The following is a 19,809-nucleotide window of genomic DNA, read 5'->3' as shown; positions in this document are numbered from 1 at the left end:
ACCTTTTTGATATCACTGATAAAGAAACTTTGTGAGTGCTCAGGAAGGTATTGTTACGAATTCATTTGCACCAGCAGATTTAGATAGCAGGAGAGGCCGATCATGCAGAGAGTGTCGGCAGTTTCGAGAGGGAGTGTCAGGCTTGGGGGGGCGCGTGGTCTGATGTCTAAGTCGTCAAATTTATAACGGGGTATTTGATCAGGGGGCGGTGTCGCGGACAGGAGCAGCCATTCAATGTGTCTATTAAGTCAGGGGCGATTCAATACTTTCTCTCAGGTTCTCGCTAGCGTAGGAGTTCGCTGACGGAAGGAGGCTGCAGACGGGAAGCCGTCTGCTTAGGCGAAGGGTTAGAACCTTCTGGCGTTAGGATAATAAGCCGAGCATCAATGCCGCGGACCGTAGTTTCGATTCGATCCATCTCACTAGGGACGTCAGGTAAGTACAACAAAATGCCGTTTTTAATCCCACTGATGAGTAGGTAATGCTCAATTTGCGCGATGACGTTCTGGTAATTATTTCGCATGAGGCGCCGCTTGAGTTCGATAATCACGCGCTCGTCACCGCGTTCAATCAGCAGATCTGCACGAAACGGCTTATCGGCGTCCAATCGCGCTTCGGTTTGCACCGATAACTCGGGAGCGGCGGAGGAAAGGAACCCGTGAAGAGCGCCAACAACTTGGGATTCACTTACCCTACTAAAGGATGTGGTAACAGAAGGCATGTACATGGCGCAGAACTGTGATATGAGTTCCGTCACCCGGACCAAAAGGTCGGCGTTAACCGTTGCCGCCAAATTAGCCGCTAATGCACCCTTTTGAGCTTCAGCTTCCGCCTGTGACCGCATGTAGGCAAGCCGCTCAGCGATTTGATCTAGAAGCAAACATGAAAAAGCTGAGACAGATACTATGGCAAGGAATGCCTCACTTTCATCAAAGTCTAATTTGTAGTCATGCGTTGAAGGATTGCGCCACTCGGTTCTATAGTTCGTCAGTTGACTAAGGACTCTAGTCCGGAATATGTTATTTTCTTCAAGATAGTTCTCTATGTCGTACGGACGCTTCTTTGCCGGATCCTGACCTGCGAGAACTCGGTAGGCCTCTTTTATACTTCCTTCGAACGCTTGATTAGTTCGATAAATAGAGTCGGTAAATGCAGTGTCGTCTTCACTGTCTTGGCCGCGAGATAAGTGTCTGAATGCTGTTTCTATGTGCAACAGCACAGCCTTTAGCCCTGGGACATAATCGCCCTCATCAAGGACGTCGATCTTCTTTCGCAATGTATCAACTAAGTCCATGTCTTCTTGATCTTATGGTCTAACGTTTAAGCCAACGAGCAGCCAAAAGTGTAGCCTTTGGCTGCTCAGCGGACAAAGTGATCGACAGTTGAACGCCAATTATTCGAAAAAAGAGCGGCACGATTCGAGGTCCATATATTTTTCTGCTCGTGTTGTAGGTAGCACCTTACGGAATCACGTGCCTAGTGTCCATGGTCCACTTCCGGTCGATTGTGTTGAAAAAGTTTAGCATAGTTTCGGCAGCAGAAAAGTATGCGCCTGAGATTGAAATTTTTACTTTCGGTATCGGTTACCGGACTCGATTTCACGTGGCAGCGTCCTAACAAGGCGCTTTCATCGTTCGATCTTCTGGTCGTTTCAGAAAATCGACTGTTTTCAACAGAGTCGGCCAGAAGCTGCCATTCGTGATGTTCAATCGTCAGCGAAGTCCGAAGAGCTGATACCGGCCACTTGATTAGGGGCTCAATAGAACCCCCCACAGGAGATGCTCACGGATAGCCATAATTTCACGCAGGACATTCCTAACGTACTTCAGAGCGCAGCGGGCTCGAAGCCATGCCACTTAGCTGAGTTTAGATAACGGGCATGACCCGCGATGGGAACTCCTAACCGTGTCCTAAGCTTGTCCAGTTCTTGTTTGTTGACTAACTGAGTTTTAGAGTCTGAAGATGTGCTTATTTCTGCGAGGTGTTTTAAAGCCTCTTCAACACCCTGAGACATAACTGGCTTATAGATTTCAAGATAACGGAAGGTTGCATGCTTATGCTCATCATGACCGTAAGGTCCTTCGTGGATAACTCTAACAAGAGAGTATTTTGCTTCAATTAATGGCTTTGCAATGTGCTGGGGGATTCCAGACTCTGCAAATTCCTCCCTCAACTCTCGGTGAAGTGCATCTACTTGTTCACGCCCTGTTCTAGACTTAAACCAAGTCATGAAGGTTCCAAAGTAGCGGGATTTTAAATACCCACGAAGGTCGTAAATTAAGTCTTTATCAGTTGAGGATTTTTGTTCAGACTGAAACTCAATATTATCAAGCACCGTCCTAGCGTCTTCATGGAATTTTATTACACCTCCGAAAGGTGCAATATATTCCTGCCGATGACGATTCCTTACTAGAATAATCTTCCCCTCAAATTCATATCGTACCAAACAAGCCATCGAGATGCGAATGTCCTTCCTGAACAAATACACATAGCTTTTGACTAGAGGGGCTAGATGGTCATTGTGTTTAAAACAGGCCTTGATCAAAGCCAGAATGGCTCCTGTAGGTGTTGGAACGTCCATATTTTTAAACTCATCTGTTGGATTGAGCAGCTAAAATAATGCTAAGGGCGCGTACGGCTCACTTCATACGCTTCCTTCAATCGCACAAGGGCTAAACTTGAAGAAAAAAAGGTTTCTGAAGAGATCATTTTCCGTGTTTGAGTCAAGCCTTGACCGGACTAGCGTCGCTGACTTTTCTCATGAACGAGACGGAATAGTTCGGCCTGATATTTGGCGTCGTTCAAAGCGTCATGATCCCCTTGAAGGGAAGGGAGTACGTTCTTATCGATGGAGCTCGATTTGGTGTCGTACCAACTGCATCCTGTGGCTCCCATAAACAGAGCTTTGATATCCAGTGCAGTGAATCCAAATGGGTTCTCTCCGTGGTATTTCAAGAAATAGTAATTCACGAAAGACCAATCGAAGGGAGCATTGAGACCCACGAAGACCGGCGAGCAATTTTCTGGGACGTTCTCCGCAATCCAGTCTGCAAATTTTGCCATGGCCTCCGCAGGTGGTAGCCCATCTTTTTCGGCCTGTTCCAGGGTCAAACCTGAAACATCCAAGGCCGCCTTAAGTGCTCGGTCGGTAATCGGCTTAAGCATTACAGTAAACTCAATCTCGGGCTGATATGCCAGACATGCCCCTACAGTAAGCATGCTGTGCTCACTGACGACGGGACCAGCGGTCTCGATGTCCACCGAAATAAAGACTTCTCGTTTTTGGCTCATTTTTTTACTCCGGTCAGCGGTAGTTGAGTCATCCTGCCATTACTGGCGAAGGCTGGATATCACGAGCGGCCTGATGAAAATGCTCCACCTTCAGCGGCGAGTCGGGAAACGCTAGCGACACTGCAGCTGGATAGAGGCGGGTGCGGATATCAGAATATGTCCACGCAGGCTTACCGTCTTTGGCGGCGGTAGCGTTTACAAGCTTGCTCACTTCGCCTGCGGAAATATCCATATCGGAAAGATCCTTGGTGAACAACTCATGGCGCTCAGCATCTGAGGGACGTAGAAATTCCTCAACTATCGACGCACGCCGTAGCACAGCCGCATCCAGTGCGCTTAGCCGGTTCGTGCAAAGGATGGCGAATATTCGCCCTCCATGGTCGCGAAGATTATCAATGGCCTGGATCAGCGTGTTGACGCCAACTTTGTCCTCATGATGGCTATGCTCCTGGCTGCGCGAAGCGCCAAGGGAGTCACCTTCGTCAATGATCAGAAACGCGCGGCCATTCCCCTTTCCGATTGACTTAGAAATTTCGTCGAACGCCTGCGATATCAAGGTACCCATCTCACCGACTTTGCCGGTGCCGCGGACCTTGTTGCTAAGCTTAAAGAGTATGGCATCTTCAATTTTTGCGTCACGTGCCAAGCGGTTTGCGATTGCTTCGGCGTTTGCGGTCTTTCCGGTACCAACATCGCCATGGAAGATTGCCAGCGGATATTGATCAGCAAGCAGACCGACGACCGTTAGTACCTGCTTGTGATGTTTTTTGCTCCATTTTTCGAGTTCATCTGCTTGCAGTAAAAGTTGCAACTTTTTCTGAACTCGCAAGTACCGAGCTTCGAAGCCAAGAAGCTTGCTAGCTAGCGTGTCTAATTGCTTGTCCGGAAGGTCTTTCCTTACCTCGAATACAGCTGAATTACTCATACAAAATCATTCCTGTTTACGCCAAACCCATTGCTGCTGTACCCGCGCTCACCTGAGATTGAAAGGTTGGTGTGGCTGGTGTCCGCAGATGTTGAACCCCACGATATCTTCAGAGGCATTTTGGCTACCTGCTCGATCTCTGCCCAATAACTATCGGTGGGGGAAAGCACTATGCGAATCTTGCCATCTGGGGTTGCAGGCCACAGGACCCCACCGGGTCTTCTGGTACCAGACGCTCCCTCGTTTTGAAACTGATATTTGACAGCCACGATTTCCTTTTCCGCAGCGGACATCAGAGTGACATCAACTTTATTCAGATAGTTTTTCTTAGCAAGCAACTCGATGTCATAGGCATAATTTTTCGCCACGTCTTCGGTCATCGCTTTTGTGCTACCGGCAATCATCATCAGGTCTGCCTTAATGCTACTAACGACCTTTTCTACATCAGCGACCGTGTAGGTAGTGGTCTCAGTACTCGAGTAAGACGCGGTCATCTTTAATCCCTTATCTTGAAGCGGTTGCCGAAAATCTCTTTCCAGGTTGCTTCGTCTTGTTGAGTAGATGCGTAATGCGCAGTTTCCCAAGCGTCATAGGCGGCCAGGGAAATCTTCACCTTCTCGTCTTCTGTGATTCGCGAAGCGACATTGTTTTCGTGGTTGGCCGGATCAACAATCACCACAGGATCTGAAAACGTCTTTTTCGTCTTACCGTTGTTTTCCGGAAAATCGATTCGCTCACCCAGCTTCGTCTGAGCGATGTAACCTAGAAATTCGCGAAAGCGCAGTTCGATGCTCTGAGCCGGCCCATCACGATCCAGCAAGTAAGCCAGGATTAGCTCAATGTGGAACGATTTCAGCCCAGGTGGATTCGCAAAATTTTTCCAGCGCTTAGCCATTCGAACCAAGGTGCGGTAGTGCTTATCCGTTTTCTTCCTATCGCTGACAAATTGAATGTGGCAAGGCGCACAGGTCAGGTTCTTTTCCTTCGTGTCCTTGTCGAACTGCCAACCATGGTCAAGGTTGGTCTCGTCCTGAATGACAGGTACCACGTCGACGCTTAGACCACTTTTCACAAATGTCACAGTTGCCGCGCGCCGTTGGATCTCGAAATCTTCAACGTCTTTGGTGGGATATATCTTCAACAGCAAAGAGTGGATCAGGTCGTTCAGGCTGTCGCTCGTCGCTTTATCGAGACTCTGGCCGCTGATGTAGAACACTACGTCGACGTCGATAGGGTCTTCTGTGGTCTTGGTCAAGATGGTGTATTTCGCAAACGAACCCGCCTTGACCACTCTCGTAATCTTTAAGTCGGACTGGGCTATGACGTGCTTGCGCAGTTCGCTAATGAGATTATCGACCTGTCCGTGGTATTCCGTCCGCTTTGCAGCCGAAAGCCGCAACACGTTGCTGTCGTAGTACTGGAGGTTTGAGTTTGTCAGCGACATTTGTTCTCCCAGTTTTTATTGGTCAATGACGCGGTTAGTTTTGGCATTAAGAATTCAGCGACAGACCACAGGCGATGTAGTCAACAGTGACTGCAGCGGCGGCCTGTGAAGCCCAGTGATGGAACCGACTGTCTTTCTTCGAGTCTCCGAAGTCGCTGATGCCGCGAATCATCAACACCGGCTTGTTATGTGCTTCGCAAGCCGCGAAGACCCCGGCGCCCTCCATTTCGGCCACTTCAATTTTTCCGTGCAATTCGCGCAACTGAAGAAATTTTTCAGGGTCACGAATTAGCCACTCCCCGCTTGCGACGGTTGCCGCCTTAGGGACGACGCCTTGCGCCACTTTAGTGCCCTTGGTACTCGCAGGAAGGACAATATCCATACGCTCGTATATGGGAGTAAGACGCGCCGTCAATCCGGCAGGATTGGATAGGTAACTCGCGAGATCTTGGCGAACCCGGAACGCCAACTTTGTCATTTCAGGTCGGGGCTCAATCACGCCATTAGCCAACACGGCCTGCCCGCCATAGGCGACGATGCGCTCTGCTATTACCACTTCCCCTAGAGCACACTTTTTGCGAATGCCGGCCGCAATCCCCATCATCACCACATTATCGGGCCTAAATTCAGTGAGCAGCGTCGCAGTCACCACGGCTGCATCGACGTTGCCAGCATTTGCAAAGCACGCAACCATGCAGCTAGCTACTCCACCATCTCGGCGAATAACCGGCGCCTTCCAGGTGTGAAGGCCTGAGGTTGTGGTAATAGCGACCGCATCTTCAGCAATGCCAAGGGCCTGCTTCGCAGCTGCAAGCTCGATCGGTAAAGCTGTCAACACAAGTACGTCTGGCGGCAGCGCCGAAATTCTCGCCTGCTCCTCCTCAAAAAAAATGTTAACAATCCGCTTGGCGATATCGGAAATTGGCAGCACCGGTTCTTGAAGAGAAAGTGAAGGAAGCCTTTTTACAACTGTGTTTCCAGAGAACGGCATGTAGTTCAGAGGTGTGGTTCGAAAAGACCTCAGTACGCTAAGAGCGCCTTCACCGTCCTCACTGTTTGCACCCAGTTCCAAGTCTAGTGGTAGAACGGGAGCTGACTTTTTTATCATCTTCCGAGCTCTATCCACTACCCCCTTACCTCCACCCAAGACGACCATCAGCGTGGCATGAGCCACCTGCTCATCGCCCACATTGCCGCCGGTCACGATTTCCTCGTCCATTGGAACTAGCTCTGCTACTCCTCGAGCAATCATCCCGTTCAAGAGGTCGCGTTGCTCTCGGCTGGCTTTCGTTTTCAGCCTTTCATGAGAGGCCACAACCTTTAGTCGCGGCTTTTCGTGCTCACCCGGGAAGACCTGATTGATGGCCTGAGCGACCGTCCAATCAAAGAGAAGAGGCTTGTTGTCGGCATTGACTGGTTCGGCGGCGAAATACGCTACGAAACCTCCTCCACCCGCGAGGGCTTCTTTGACGAAGGCATCGACAAATTCATGCGCCTTGTCGATCTGCGTGTTATCGGTGGCAGTTGAAATACTGCCTGCGAGAAGAATCCAGCTATTGGCAAGTGCAAGGGGGGCGTTCATCAGCGGTACCGTTTGAATTTTGACTGCTCTCCAGCGCGTTTTAGAGAAGCACGCAGCTGATCCTTTGTCTTTTTTTGCGCAGCCGAATGCTCAGGCCTTCCACAAATTTTATGACGCGTGAATGTGCTCAGTAAGCGAGATTTGGCGTTGGGTGAATAAAAGGAGTGGAAGGGTTTCAGATCAGAGCTGCGGCATTTATTTGATTGCAGCGCATCGCTATCGCGCATGTACCTGCCATCACGCAAATCGTGAATGGATACGGCTTGATGATGAATCTTAGGGATAGTTCGCAAATACGGGGCTAAACGCTCTGCTGTGAGAGCCCGTCTTCTTATGGCTCTGCATGTCGTGGCCATCATGTTTAATTCCTTCCCTGGTGTCATCTGAGCCCATGCTTAATAAATGGGGTGGCTAAAGGCCATTTTCAATGGCTGTGTGGAAATTTGATATGGCACCAGGCTTTAGCGGTTTAGCACGGTTCGTTCATTCAGTCTGGCACTCAAGATGCCGAGGTGAGGAGGAGTCCATTCCATTGCTTCTGGCCGTTTTCTGACCTTAATTTAGCGGTTGAACTGCCAGGATTTTCCTAGGCGATAAATGAGTAATTGCGTGGTCAGCAAATAGTAATAGCGCGTCGATTCAGCGTGCTGGTTTAGGTGGTGGTTCAAAAACCACGCAAGGTGTTTTCTCTGCCAAGTCCATGGATTCTCGCGTTGCCAGCGATCAGCAATGGCTGCTTGGATAGTGTTTGCCTGACGAAGGTGGCGTTGTCGTGTTGCAGGTGATCCTGCCAGCACGCCCGTTAGAAACAGCTCCATATCGAATGGTTTGCTCATGGTCGGCCGCCGATGTACGCCGAAACTACGTCGATACGACCGTGCCCCAGCTCATAGCTCATTTGTGCGCGTGCCTCCTGATCGAGGCGCCGGTCGAGCTGGCAGCACCTGCCAATGTTGATGGGGGCGAGATGCTGGGTGATTTGCTCGTAGCGTTCGCACGCATAGGCTGCCCGCAATTCGTGGAAGCCTTTGAGGTTGTGCGTATGGAGGACCTCCCGTGCGGGGCGGACGATTCCCTGTTGGAAATTAAGGTAGCTTTCGTTCGGTGCTAATAGGTTGCGGCTGCCAAGCGGTAAGACCTGCTCGGCATATCTGAGTGCTTCGCGAACATGGTTATCCACCATTATCCAGCGAGGTGCTGTTGCTCCGCCGCGGCCACCTTTGGTGCCGTCCTGGATGTTGATCCTCCCGAGTTGCTCGGCTTCCCGTTGCAGTCGAGGAAGGTCGGCCAAAATCGCCTCACGCAAACGCATACCGGTGGCTCGCGCTAACTGAGCGATGGCCGCGACGCGCGTCTGCTGGTTTTCGCAAAGTACCTCTACGATCCGCTTCACCTGTTCGCGGTCTTGGCCTTGCGGCACTGAACGACGAACAGTGGTGCGCCGCATTCCCAGCGCCTTACTCGGGCTCGGCACTTTCACATACTGATCACCGCGAAGCGCGGCCATGGTCCGATTCACACTGGACAACCGGTTTTGCGCAGTGGCGATGGCCAGCTCACCCTGTTCAACTTGTTGGCGCAGATGTCGGGCGTAGTCCAGCAAGGTCTGCCAATTAATCTGCCGCGCATCGTTAAACCCCGGCCCTTCCTCCGACCGACACCAGCGTACAAACGCCTGCCAGCGATCACTGTGCGCCTTGACCGTGCCGTAATGCCCGCCGCCAAACAGATCGCGCAACGCCTGTGGCCCGGCATAACTCAATTGCCGGCCATAGCCAAAATTCCGCCCATCCCGTCTGCCTACCAATGCCATAATCAAACGCCTCTTGAAGCCAAACTTTTAAAACCATCCCCACGTCATCCCGCCAAGAATGCTGAGTGTTATCAGGGATCAAGGCCCCTGCGACCTGTGAGGGTTGTCCACTAACGCGGGACTGGCGGCTCTTTACGACCGGGAGCTTGGGCATCTCATGATCTGGCCTCCTGAGCACTTCCGAGGAAGTGGGCGGGTGGAGGCTGCATTGGCTGACGAGACCAGCGCCGCGAGATCCTGAGTCAGGTGAAGGCATTAATGCGATGACAGGGGCATGCCTGACTGTCAGTCAGGTGCAGTCCATTCCGTAGGCTGCGGCACCATCATCTGCATCGCTGTTGCTGGTGATTTCGGTGTTTGTCACGCCGATTGTCACGAGGGGGAATGCCGCAAAGCCTTGTACGAGTTGGGCTGCAGCAGTGGTAGGAGCGCCCGTCTCTTTCCGGGAGAAAGAGACGGGCGCAGGTTGGCGCAGTGAAATGGCCAAGCGGATAGCTTGCTGCTGGGCTGCTGGGCTGCTGGGCTGCTGGGTAGCGGGGATGTATTTGCCGCAATGGCAATGATCTAAAGTAGGCATCCATCACTCGGCGAGTGACCGTGCGAGCCGCCGGACGCTTATCGCACTTTGGGTGAACCACCACGGTGTGGCGTAGCCTTAGAGGTTCTGGCTACCTGGGTTGCTGTCAGCGACAGCGCTTTGCCTGATCTTTTCTACGCCTGTGGATAATTCAGGTCAAGGCTCGAGTTTTTGGGAGCTCTGCGGCTGTGGATGAAATTATCCACCGGTGGAAATCTGTGGTTTTCCACAGACAGTTGCGCGGGCTTTAGATTTTTTAAGTGAGGTCCATCCAAGCAGGGCGGCTTTGCAGCCCTGCTTGGATGGACCCGCGTGGAAGGGCGGACTGCGGTGATCTCATTGGCTTACCCACGTTTGGATGCACCACGGCTATTTTGTAGGGCAGTGATGTTGTCGCCGACTGGGTGAGCGAACTCGTGGGGAGTCACATGCCCATGGCGGTTGGCGTCGATGTAGTTGCTCCACCACGCCATGATCAGCCGGCGCTGTTCGAGGAATTCGGCCTTGTGGATATACGCGGCGCGCACGCGGTTGCGTTCCTTATGGCTCATTTGTCTTTCGATGGCTGCGTCGGTCCATAACCCGGACTCCAGTAGGGCGCTACAGGCCATGGTCCTGAAGCCGTGGCCGCACACCTCCTTGCTGGTGTCATAGCCGACGTTGTGGAGCATGGTGTTCACCGTGTTCTCGGACATGGGCTTCCAGTACTTGTGGTCGCCCGGTAGCACCAACTCTGAAAAGCGACTGAGGCTGCGCAGGCGCTCCAGTATTTCGATGGCCTGCGGCGATAGCGGAACCATTTGAATGTCGCCGTTCATCTTCGTCCCACGTGTGGAGTTGCGTACCCCTTCAATCGGTGCGCGTGTATCGGGGATTTCCCACATGGCGCGTTGGAAGTCGAACTCACTCCATCGAGCGAAGCGCAGCTCGCTGGAGCGGACGAACACATGCAGAGTCAGCAGCACGGCAAGGCGCGTCAGCTCGCGGCCGTTGTAGTTGTCGATACGGTGTAGCAGTTCGGGTAGGCGGTTGAGGGATAGGGCCGGGCGATGGACTGTGCGCGGCGCGTGAATCGAGCCTGCCAGATCCAGTGCAGGATTCATGGTGATCTGCCGGGCTCTTTTGGCCCCGCGCATGATGGTGGATAAGTAGTTCTGTACCCTTAACGCCACATCCATGGTGCCGCGTTCCTTGATGCGCTGGGTGATTTCTAGCAGATCGTGGGTATCGAGTTCAGCGATGGGGCGTTGGCCGATCAGCGGGAAAACGTGGGTGCGCAATCGGCTCATTACGGTTTTTGCGTGGCCTTCGGTCCAGCGGCGGGACATATCAGCGTGCCACTCCAGAGCAACGGTTTCGAAAAGCAGTGCCGCCCGTTGGGCTACGATCTTGGCCTTTTTCTTTTCTTCCATTGGATCGAGGTTGTCGAGCAGCAACGCCTTGGCTTCGTCTCGCTTACGTCGTGCGACGGAAAGGGTAACGATGGGGTAATTGCCGATGATGAGCGTGCCTTCCTTGCCGCTGGCCTTGGTGTACTTCAAGCGCCAGGTCTTCACGCCATTGGGTTTGACGAAAAGGTACATGCCGCCGCCGTCGAACAGTTTGTAGGCGCGTTCGCGGGTTTTGGCCGTGCGGCATTGCAGGTCGCTGAGGGGGATCGCTAGACGTGGCATGGGGGTACGCGCTCCTGACCGGGAAATCGCAGTACCCCTAACATACCCTCGGGGAAGGGGGATTTTGTTGGATCCCGACAGAGGGTCCTGGAACGAAAAAACCCGCCAAAAGGCGGGTTTTCGGGGCTTCCAGAGCATTCGGTGGAATGCAATGGAGCCTAATGTGGTGCCGGCACCAGGAATCGAACCCGGGACCTACTGATTACAAGTCAGTTGCTCTACCATCTGAGCTATACCGGCGTGTCAGGGCGACGATTATAGCGATTGGATAGGTTCTGTAAACCCCTGAATTCTGACTATTTTTACGCGGGCTTCGGGTCAGGCGCGCAGCAGGGTTTTCTTGAGTTTCTGAATGGCTTTCCAGGTTCGACTGTTTTGCATTGAGCGCAGCTGTGCTTCGGCCTGTTCGGCGCGGTGCAGGGCGGCGGCGAGCTGGTTTTCGGTGTCGCTGACGGGGTGGCTGAAGTTGTGGCCTTTGCAGAACTGGAACTCGTCCAGGTTGCACGGCGGGATGTCGAAGGCGGGTTTGAGGTTTAGGTGTTCTTCGGCGAGGTAGTAGGTGTTGATGCCGTCGAACAGGATGGACTGATAGCCGGCGTCGGTGACGAGGGTTTCCCAGGTCTGGTCGCGCTCCCACGGGGTTTCGATGAGGATGACCCACGGCCGCCACTGGGTGAAGTCCATGCCGCGCAGGACGGTCTCTTCGTGGCCTTCGACATCGATTTTCAGGAAGTGGATAGCGCGGCCCTGGGCGTGTTCTTCGCAGATGGATGTCAGGGTGCGCGATTGGACGGTTTGGCTGCGCACGTCCATGCCGGCGTCTTTGTGCATCTGCGCCATGGCAGGGTCGACGGTCGAGAGGCCGGTGCCGGCGATGCCGTAGAAGGTCAGGGTGTCGGCGCTTTCGCCGGCCACGCATTGCAGGTTGGTGTCCTTGGGGCGTTGCTGGCACAAGGCTTCGTAGTAGTTGGGCATCGGCTCGACGTTGATACCGGTCCAGCCGTTGTCGTAGAACGCCTTGGTGACCGAGTCATGGGTGGGATCGTTTGCCCCGACGTCGATGTAGAAACCGTTCTCGACGGTCTTGAGGGCGCGCCACAGGCGTATGTCTTCGAAATTCTGTGCGTAAGAAATGAACGTCACGGGCGCATCCTGTCGAAAGAATTTTCTTGTTCGTGGCCGCGCTACGGGCTGCCTTGCGTGTGTGTATATCAAGAGAAGGGAAAGGGTGCAATTTCCCCTGTCTGCGGTCCGGGATTAGGCATTTATGTCGTTTTGGTTAAATGCTTATGCACAATGGCATTGGCAGCGCACCGGGTTTAGGCCGAATTTGTGGATCCGTTCTCATTTGTCCGCAAATACCTGTTTTTTCGATTTTTTATGCAGGTGTACAAAAAATGAACAGAAGGTTTCAGCCCTAAAACAGGCGTGGATATTGGATCCACGATTATTTCATCAACAGAGTTATCCACAGGCTGGCTGTGTTTAAGCGTGTTCGGCCAGGAGCAGGAAATTACGCGGCGTGAGCGGTGTTTCGCAGAACGTACCGACGCGGACGCTGTAGCCCTGTTCGGCGAGGAAAAGTGCCCGGTCGAGAACCAGCCAAAGCTCCAGCGGGCGTCGGAAAAGTCCGCGTAGCAGCTCAAGGTTGCGCACCTCGGCCAGACGCTGCCAACCGGCAACTTCAAGCGCTGGCCAATCTTGCGGGCCGACTGTGGATAACTCTTTGAGTGCGGCCAGGTGATGGCAGTAATCGGCGAAGGGTTTGTCCAGCCAGGCGCTGGGCAGGGAAGGGGTCGGCAGATACTCGTCAATGCCCCGCAGTTGCCGTTGCAGCAAGTCGAAACCCAGGCGCCGGGCCATGGAGGTGTCCCGTTGACGGCGCACGCGGGCGCCAGCGGTAACGGTTTCGCTCATGGGCAGCGCGAGGTCGTCGAGGGAAAGCTGCAGGCCGGAGCCTTGGGCGGCCGAGGAAATCGGCGAGTATTGGGCAAGACTGATCCGGTTGTAGCAGCACGGCGCGATGGCGAGCTGTTTGCAGGCTGTGGCGCTGGCGAGTCGAATCAACCGCACATGCAAATCACCGCAGGCGTGAAGCGCGACGGGCGTGTGGTGCGCACTTAGTAAAGTAGCGGCGTCTGCCGCGAGCACATCCTGTTCAATATGCAGCGCATGCAGGTGATGGCGCTGGCTGAGTGTCTGGCCGCTGGATACCAGTGCCGGGTCATATTCCAGGCAAGTCAGTTGTTGCCCCGGTTGCAGCAGGCGGCGCCCCAAGTGTCCCTTGCCCGAGCACCAGTCCAGCCAATGCTTCGGTGTTTCGGAAAACTGCAATCGACTGGCGAAGGCTTCGATCTGCTGCCATTTGCGTCCCGGTACATCGACGTTCAGTCGATGGCCGGCCGCATCGAGTGTGTGCGCAGGCAATTCATCCACAGCACTCAATGCAACGGACATCGATGCCAAGGAAGCAAAGGGTTCCGGCGCATTCAGGAGGGCAGGTTGATTGTGGGCGTTTTCCGCGTCTTCCAGTGACCGTTCGCGTAGCCATGCGGCCAACGCTGGGTAGGACGCTTCCCAGGGAAGCTGCAGATGAGTAAACGGCCGGGGTTTCCACAGTGCCTGGTGCTCTGTCAGAAACGCATCCAGTGCGGTGAAGCGGGCGAGCAAGGCATCGCCCGTCAACACGTCCGTATCAACGCCCTTGGCAGGCATCGACGCGCAACCAGCGCTCCAGCAGCTTGAAGCCGCGCACCAGCACGTAAGCCATCACCAGGTAGAACATGCCCGCGGCGAAGAAGATCTCCACCGGCAGGTAGGTCCGGGCAATGATGGTGCGGGCCATGCCGGTCAGTTCCAGCAAGGTCACGGTGCTGGCCAGGGCGCTGGCCTTGAGCATCAGGATCACTTCGTTGCTGTAGGCCGGCAGGCCGATGCGCGCGGCGCGCGGCAGCATGATGAAGAACAGCGCTTTTGGCCTGGACATGCCCAGTGCCCGTGCCGCTTCGATCTCGCCCGGTGGAATCGCCTGAATGGCGCCGCGCAGGATTTCCGCGATGTAGGCGGCCGTGTGCAGGGTCATGGTCGCCGTGGCGCACCAGAACGGATCGCGCAGATAGGGCCACATCGAACTGTTACGGATAACGTCGAACTGCGCCAGGCCGTAATAGACCAGGAACAGTTGAACCAGCAGCGGCGTGCCCCGGAAAAAGAAGATGTAGCCGTAGGGAAAGGCCCGCACCCACCACAGGCGCGACGAGCGGGCGATGCCCAGCGGAATGGCCAGCAGCAAACCGGCGATCACGGCGATAGCCACCAGTTCCAGGGTCAGGGTCGCGCCCTGGGCCAGTTTCGGCAGCCACTTGATGATGACTTCCCAGTTCATTGGGTGCTCCTCGCGAAGCCGCGGGCGGCGCGTTTTTCCAGGAAGTGCATGCCGGTCATCGCCAGCACCGTCAGGCCCAGGTACATGAACGCGGCGACCATATAGAAGGTGAACGGCTGTTTGGATACGGTCACGCCGATTTGCGCGTGACGCATGATTTCTTCCAGGCCGATCACCGACACCAGCGCAGTGTCTTTCATCAGGATCATGAACAGGTTGCCCAGGCCGGGCAGGGCGATGCGCCACATCTGCGGCATGATCAGTTTGGTGAAGATGCGCCACTTCGACAGGCCCAGGGCCACGCCGGCTTCACGATGGCCTTTGGGGATGGCGAGGATCGCGCCGCGAAACACTTCTGTGGCGTAGGCGCCGAAGCACAGGCCCAGCGCAATCACGCCAGCGGCGAAGGCGTTGAGCTCGAGGTCGGGGTTGCCGAAGAACTCGCCCAGGGCACGCATCAGGTTGACCGTGCCGAAGTAGATCAACAGTACCCAGAGCAATTCCGGGATGCCGCGAACCAGGGTCGAATAAGTACCGCCAAGCCATTGCAGCGGCTTGTACGGGGAAGTCTTGGCCAAGGCGCCGAGCAGACCGAGCACCAGCCCCAGGCACAGGGCCGAGAGTGCCAGTTTCACAGTCATCAGTGCGCCAGCGGCGAGCGCCGGGCCGAATCCGTAGAGGTCGATAATCATGGATTTCTTTTCAAATCGCGGCAGGCAAGGCCGAGAACCGGCGCCATCAGGCGCCGGTCAGGCAGGTCAGAATCAATAGATGCTGAACGGGAAGTACTTGTCGTTGATCTTCTTGTAGGTGCCGTCAGCGACGATTTCTTTCAGCGCGGTGTTCAGCTTCGCGCGGATCGGATCGTTTTTACGCACGGCAATACCGATCTTGTCGCTTTCTTCCACCGGGTCGCCCTTGAACTCGTAGGCACGGCCAGCGTCGCTTTTCAGCCACTCGTAGTTGACGTACTTGTCGGCCAGGATGCCGTCCAGGCGGCCGGAAGTCAGGTCGAGGTAAGCGTTTTCCTGGGTGTCGTAGAGCTTGATGGTGATGTCGTCACCATAGTTGTCTTCCAGGAAGGTACCGGCCAGGGTCGCGCGCTGGGCGCCGATGATCTTGCCTTTGACCGAGGCCTTGTCGGTCTTGAAGTCGACGTCTTTCTTGGCGATGAACTGCAGCTTGTTGGAGTAGTACGGGTCGGTGAAGTCCACCGCTTGCTTGCGCTCGTCGGTGATCGACATCGAGGAGATCAGGAAGTCGAACTTCTTGGCGTTCAGGGCCGGGATGATGCCGTCCCAGTCGGAGGTCACGACGGTGCACTCGACTTTCATCTTGGCGCACAGGGCATCGCCGATCTCTTTGTCGAAGCCGACGACATTGCCACTGGCATCTTTATTGTTGAACGGCGGGTAGGCCGCTTCGATGCCCATCTTCAGGGTCTCGGCCATGGCACCGGCGCTGAACGCCAGGGTGACGGCGGCAGCCAGGAAGACCTTTTTGTAGTTCTGCATGTGGGTAGCTCCGTTAGCGGTTGCTGGACATGAATTGTTTGCAGCGCGCCGAAAGCGGGTTTTCGAACACCTGCTGTGGCGATCCTTGCTCTTCTACCAGGCCCTGGTGGAGGAACACCACTTCACTGGAGACCTGACGGGCGAAGCCCATTTCATGGGTCACGAGCAGCATGGTGCGGCCTTCTTCGGCCAGTGCGCGGATGACATTAAGTACTTCCTGGACCATTTCCGGGTCAAGCGCGGAGGTGGGCTCGTCGAACAGGATGACCTTGGGCTGCATGGCCAGGGTGCGGGCGATGGCCGCGCGTTGTTGCTGTCCGCCGGACAATTGCGCCGGGTAGGCGTGGCGCTTGTCGGCGATGCCGACCTTTGCCAGCAGGGCTTCGGCGACTTCGATGGCTTCGGCCTTGCTCTGGCCGAGCACACGGCGCGGGGCTTCGATGATGTTGTCGAGCACGCTCATGTGCGGCCACAGGTTAAAGTTTTGAAACACAAAACCGATTTCGCTGCGCAGGCGATTGATCTGTTTGCCGTCGGCGGCCACCAGTTCGCCGTTCTTCGCAGCCTTGAGCTTGAGTTCCTCGCCGGCGACCAGGATCTGGCCCTGGTGCGGGTTTTCCAGCAGGTTGATGCAGCGCAGGAACGTGGACTTGCCGGAGCCGGAGGAACCCAGGATCGAGATCACATCGCCGTCGCGGGCGGTCAGCGAGATGCCTTTGAGCACCTCCAGCGAACCGTAGCGTTTGTGCAAGTTGCGGATTTCAAGCGCGGGCGTGGCCTCAGCCATGTGCGTTCCTCATATATGTTGCGCTCCTGCTGTTGGCGGCCTTCCTGGCGAGGCGGCCAACCTAGCATAGCGTTTCAATGGCAGCCAACAGCGCTACGGACAGTAAACGGCTGGCGTGTGGCAGGTTGTCGCATCGGCGCAGCAGACTGTCGCCCCATCAACAACCGAACAGCTGTTTGAACATTGCCTGTCGGTAAAAAGCGCGGTGGCTGTCGCAAAAAAAGGCGCGATGTTGCCAGCTTTGACGGGGTGTTGGAAGCGCTATCCGGCCAAATGCAGCGGTTGTGCACTTTTAATGTGCGCCGGGCCATTTTCAGGTGTGTTTCCGGTGCGCGAATTTGCCCCGCAAAGTGGGTCGCAGGGTAACGTTCTGGCAAAGTGCCATTAAATTCAATGGGTTGCGATGACCGTCCGGTCGAAGTGAGATCACCGGGCTAGAGGCATTTGAAACATTTTGGCGCAATTATTGCGTGCAGAATCCAGAACGCCCCGTTGGCTTCTTTTTACGAGAAGGATCGCCGAACGGGATGCACGCATTCGCTTTTCCTTACAAAGGTAGTTTCAATGAGCAGTACCCAAAGCTCTAACGGCCTCGAACAGGGGCTCAAACCGCGTCATGTGACCATGCTGTCGATTGCCGGGGTTATCGGCGCCGGCTTGTTCGTCGGCTCGGGTCACGCCATCGCCGCTGCAGGTCCGGCTGTTCTGTTGGCTTACGCCGCCGCCGGCATGTTGGTGGTGTTGGTGATGCGCATGCTCGGCGAAATGGCCGTTGCCTCGCCGGACACCGGTTCGTTCTCGACTTACGCCGACCGCGCGATCGGTCACTGGGCCGGCTTCACCATCGGCTGGTTGTACTGGTGGTTCTGGGTTCTGGTGATCCCGTTGGAAGCCAACGCTGCCGCGACCATCCTGCACGCATGGTTCCCAGGCGTGGACATCTGGGCCTTCGCCCTGGTCATCACGATGCTGTTGACCGTGACCAACCTGTTCAGCGTGAAGAACTACGGTGAATTCGAGTTCTGGTTCGCCCTGATCAAAGTGTTGGCCATCATCGGTTTCATCATTCTCGGCGTAGCGGCGATCTTCGGCTTCCTGCCGAACAGCCAGGTCAGCGGCGTTTCGCATCTGTTCGACACTCAGGGCTTCCTGCCAAACGGCATGGGCGCGGTACTGGGCGCGATCCTGACCACCATGTTCTCCTTCATGGGCACCGAGATCGTGACCATCGCGGCCGCGGAATCGAAGAACCCTGGCAAGCAAATCTCCAAGGCCACCAACTCGGTGATCTGGCGGATCGGTTTGTTCTACCTCGTGTCGATCTTCATCGTTGTGGCCCTGGTGCCTTGGAACGACCCGGTACTGGCAAGCCTGGGCTCCTACCAGACCGTGCTTGAGCGCATGGGCATCCCGAACGCCAAGATGATTGTCGACATCGTGGTACTGGTTGCTGTGACCAGCTGCCTGAACTCGGCGCTCTACACCTCGTCGCGGATGCTGTTCTCCCTGGGCAAGCGCGGTGATGCACCGGCCATGTCCACGCGCACCAACAAAAGTGGTACGCCTTACTGGGCGGTGATGTTGTCCACTGGTGCTGCCTTCCTGGCCACATTCGCCAACTACGTGGCCCCGGCTGCCGTGTTCGAATTCCTGCTGGCCAGCTCCGGCGCCATCGCGCTGCTGGTGTACCTGGTGATCGCGATTTCGCAACTGCGCATGCGCAAGCAGCGTATGGCCCGTGGTGAGAAAATCGTCTTCAGCATGTGGCTGTTCCCGGGCCTGACCTACGCGGTGATCGTCTTCATCGTTGCGGCCCTGACCATCATGCTGTTCCAGGATGCCCATCGCGTGGAAATCCTCGCGACCGGCTTGCTCAGCGCCCTGGTAGTAGCGGCCGGCTTGCTGGTGGCTCGCCGTCGCAAACTGGAAAAGCGTGGCGCGGTAGTGCTGAACTGATCCATATCGCGTAACGCAAAACGGCCGCTGTCAGTGATGACAAGCGGCCGTTTTTGTTTCTGGCGATTGCTCTGTGCTCATTCGACATGAACCCAGTCTTCCACGCGTAACCCCGGAACGCGCTCAAACTCCCGCAGATTGTTGGTGACCACGATAAATCCGCGTGAGCGTGCGTGCCCGGCAATCATTTGGTCGTACGGGCCTATGGGGGTGCCGGCCTTTGCCAGTTCGGATCGAATCATTCCGGTGTGCGCTGCTGCTTCGTTGTCGAAGGGCAGGACTTCAAGTCGGGCAGCGAAGCCCTCGATGACCGCCAGGTTTTTTTCGGGTGCTGCTGACTTTTCCGCTCCGTAGATCAGTTCCATCAGCGTTATCGCACTGATGCACAGTTGGCCGTGATGACGGTTGAACGCCTCCCGTACCGCCTGTGGTTTGTTCTTGATGGTGAAGATGCAGATGTTGGTATCGAGCATGTACTTGATCATCAGAACGACTCACGCTCCTGCTCGGCAGGTTGCTCGCGATCGGTCATGAAGTCTGCAGTGACGCTTTCGCCATCGAACCAACTGTCCCAGGTTTCACCCGCGGGCGTGATGATGCGGCTTCTGCCGACGGCGACGACGTCGACCCGTTTCACGTCGCTTGGCATGGCCACGGCTTTTGGCAGGCGAACGGCCTGGCTTCGATTGCTCATGAAAAGGGTTGTCTGTTCCATTTGGACCTCCTGCACCGTTGCTGGCGCTTTGAGTCAAAAGGATAGGTTTTGTGTTGGATATGTCAATGGGATATACGTGGTGCCTGACGGAAGGAAAGTGCCCAATTCGGAGCAAAAAAGGCCGCTGTCAGTGATGACAAGCGGCCG

General features: G+C 55.3%; 19 protein-coding genes and 1 tRNA gene. 1 reads left to right on the top strand and 19 read right to left on the bottom strand.

Going from position 1 to position 19,809, the window contains the following annotated elements; translation table 11 throughout:
* Window positions 1-283 precede the first annotated feature (283 nt).
* From C9422_RS12350 to C9422_RS12265, 17 genes are all read right to left on the bottom strand, one after another.
* Entirely contained in the window at window positions 284-1,294 is a 1,011-nt protein-coding gene (locus C9422_RS12350; RefSeq protein ID WP_116580847.1) for a hypothetical protein, read from the bottom strand.
* 531 nt (window positions 1,295-1,825) lie between these two features.
* Window positions 1,826-2,581, bottom strand: a complete 756-nt coding sequence (locus tag C9422_RS12345; RefSeq protein WP_133249013.1) for a hypothetical protein — start codon at window positions 2,579-2,581, stop codon at window positions 1,826-1,828.
* Window positions 2,582-2,739: 158 nt separating this feature from the next.
* Complete coding sequence (locus C9422_RS12340; protein ID WP_116580845.1) at window positions 2,740-3,291, bottom strand: 3'-5' exonuclease; 552 nt, start codon at window positions 3,289-3,291, stop codon at window positions 2,740-2,742.
* 28 nt (window positions 3,292-3,319) lie between these two features.
* Complete coding sequence (locus C9422_RS12335; protein WP_116580844.1) at window positions 3,320-4,216, bottom strand: ATP-binding protein; 897 nt, start codon at window positions 4,214-4,216, stop codon at window positions 3,320-3,322.
* Entirely contained in the window at window positions 4,213-4,710 is a 498-nt protein-coding gene (locus tag C9422_RS12330; RefSeq protein ID WP_116580843.1) for a hypothetical protein, read from the bottom strand. The genes C9422_RS12335 and C9422_RS12330 overlap by 4 nt, the downstream gene beginning before the upstream one ends.
* A gap of 2 nt (window positions 4,711-4,712) precedes the next feature.
* On the bottom strand, window positions 4,713-5,660 hold the full coding sequence (locus C9422_RS12325; RefSeq protein ID WP_116580842.1) for a CBASS oligonucleotide cyclase: 948 nt from the start codon (window positions 5,658-5,660) through the stop codon (window positions 4,713-4,715).
* A 46-nt stretch (window positions 5,661-5,706) separates the two neighbouring features.
* A complete protein-coding gene (locus C9422_RS12320; RefSeq protein ID WP_116580841.1) occupies window positions 5,707-7,242 on the bottom strand; it encodes a phosphorylase in 1,536 nt (511 codons plus the stop codon).
* A 560-nt stretch (window positions 7,243-7,802) separates the two neighbouring features.
* Window positions 7,803-8,078, bottom strand: coding sequence for a hypothetical protein (locus C9422_RS12315; RefSeq protein ID WP_116580840.1), 276 nt, complete (start codon window positions 8,076-8,078; stop codon window positions 7,803-7,805).
* Window positions 8,075-9,055: an integrase domain-containing protein gene (locus tag C9422_RS12310; RefSeq protein ID WP_116580839.1), complete on the bottom strand. Its 981-nt coding sequence runs from the start codon at window positions 9,053-9,055 to the stop codon at window positions 8,075-8,077. Before C9422_RS12310 ends, C9422_RS12315 begins: the two co-directional genes overlap by 4 nt.
* Before the next feature lie 921 nt (window positions 9,056-9,976).
* Window positions 9,977-11,305 carry an integrase arm-type DNA-binding domain-containing protein gene (locus C9422_RS12300; protein ID WP_116580838.1) on the bottom strand — a complete coding sequence of 443 codons (1,329 nt, stop codon included), beginning with the start codon at window positions 11,303-11,305 and terminating at the stop codon, window positions 9,977-9,979.
* Window positions 11,306-11,469: 164 nt separating this feature from the next.
* A tRNA-Thr gene (locus C9422_RS12295) sits at window positions 11,470-11,545 on the bottom strand.
* 78 nt (window positions 11,546-11,623) lie between these two features.
* Window positions 11,624-12,448, bottom strand: a complete 825-nt coding sequence (locus C9422_RS12290; protein WP_116580837.1) for an FkbM family methyltransferase — start codon at window positions 12,446-12,448, stop codon at window positions 11,624-11,626.
* A gap of 342 nt (window positions 12,449-12,790) precedes the next feature.
* Entirely contained in the window at window positions 12,791-14,020 is a 1,230-nt protein-coding gene (locus C9422_RS12285; protein WP_116580836.1) for a methyltransferase, read from the bottom strand.
* Window positions 14,001-14,690 carry an ABC transporter permease gene (locus tag C9422_RS12280; RefSeq protein WP_007972788.1) on the bottom strand — a complete coding sequence of 230 codons (690 nt, stop codon included), beginning with the start codon at window positions 14,688-14,690 and terminating at the stop codon, window positions 14,001-14,003. Before C9422_RS12280 ends, C9422_RS12285 begins: the two co-directional genes overlap by 20 nt.
* Window positions 14,687-15,382 carry an ABC transporter permease gene (locus C9422_RS12275; RefSeq protein ID WP_007972786.1) on the bottom strand — a complete coding sequence of 232 codons (696 nt, stop codon included), beginning with the start codon at window positions 15,380-15,382 and terminating at the stop codon, window positions 14,687-14,689. Before C9422_RS12275 ends, C9422_RS12280 begins: the two co-directional genes overlap by 4 nt.
* 72 nt (window positions 15,383-15,454) lie before the next feature.
* Window positions 15,455-16,204: an ABC transporter substrate-binding protein gene (locus C9422_RS12270; protein WP_007972785.1), complete on the bottom strand. Its 750-nt coding sequence runs from the start codon at window positions 16,202-16,204 to the stop codon at window positions 15,455-15,457.
* Window positions 16,205-16,217: 13 nt separating this feature from the next.
* Window positions 16,218-16,991, bottom strand: coding sequence for an ABC transporter ATP-binding protein (locus tag C9422_RS12265; RefSeq protein ID WP_007972784.1), 774 nt, complete (start codon window positions 16,989-16,991; stop codon window positions 16,218-16,220).
* Window positions 16,992-17,555: 564 nt separating this feature from the next.
* On the opposite strand from C9422_RS12265, the gene gabP reads away from it, so the two are divergent.
* The gene (gene gabP, locus C9422_RS12260; RefSeq protein ID WP_015093062.1) at window positions 17,556-18,947 is read left to right on the top strand and encodes a GABA permease; all 1,392 of its coding nucleotides are present in this window, start codon (window positions 17,556-17,558) and stop codon (window positions 18,945-18,947) included.
* A gap of 77 nt (window positions 18,948-19,024) precedes the next feature.
* Here gabP and vapC read toward each other — a convergent pair whose 3' ends face one another.
* Entirely contained in the window at window positions 19,025-19,432 is a 408-nt protein-coding gene (vapC, locus tag C9422_RS12255; protein WP_007983250.1) for a tRNA(fMet)-specific endonuclease VapC, read from the bottom strand.
* Window positions 19,432-19,662 carry a type II toxin-antitoxin system VapB family antitoxin gene (vapB, locus tag C9422_RS12250; RefSeq protein WP_116580835.1) on the bottom strand — a complete coding sequence of 77 codons (231 nt, stop codon included), beginning with the start codon at window positions 19,660-19,662 and terminating at the stop codon, window positions 19,432-19,434. Before vapB ends, vapC begins: the two co-directional genes overlap by 1 nt.
* Window positions 19,663-19,809: the final 147 nt, after the last annotated feature.

Source organism: Pseudomonas sp. B1(2018) (assembly GCF_003097365.1).
Classification (GTDB): domain Bacteria; phylum Pseudomonadota; class Gammaproteobacteria; order Pseudomonadales; family Pseudomonadaceae; genus Aquipseudomonas; species Aquipseudomonas laurylsulfatiphila.
The sequence above is the reverse complement of the archived record's forward strand: the minus strand, read 5'-3'. Positions and strand labels throughout refer to the sequence as shown.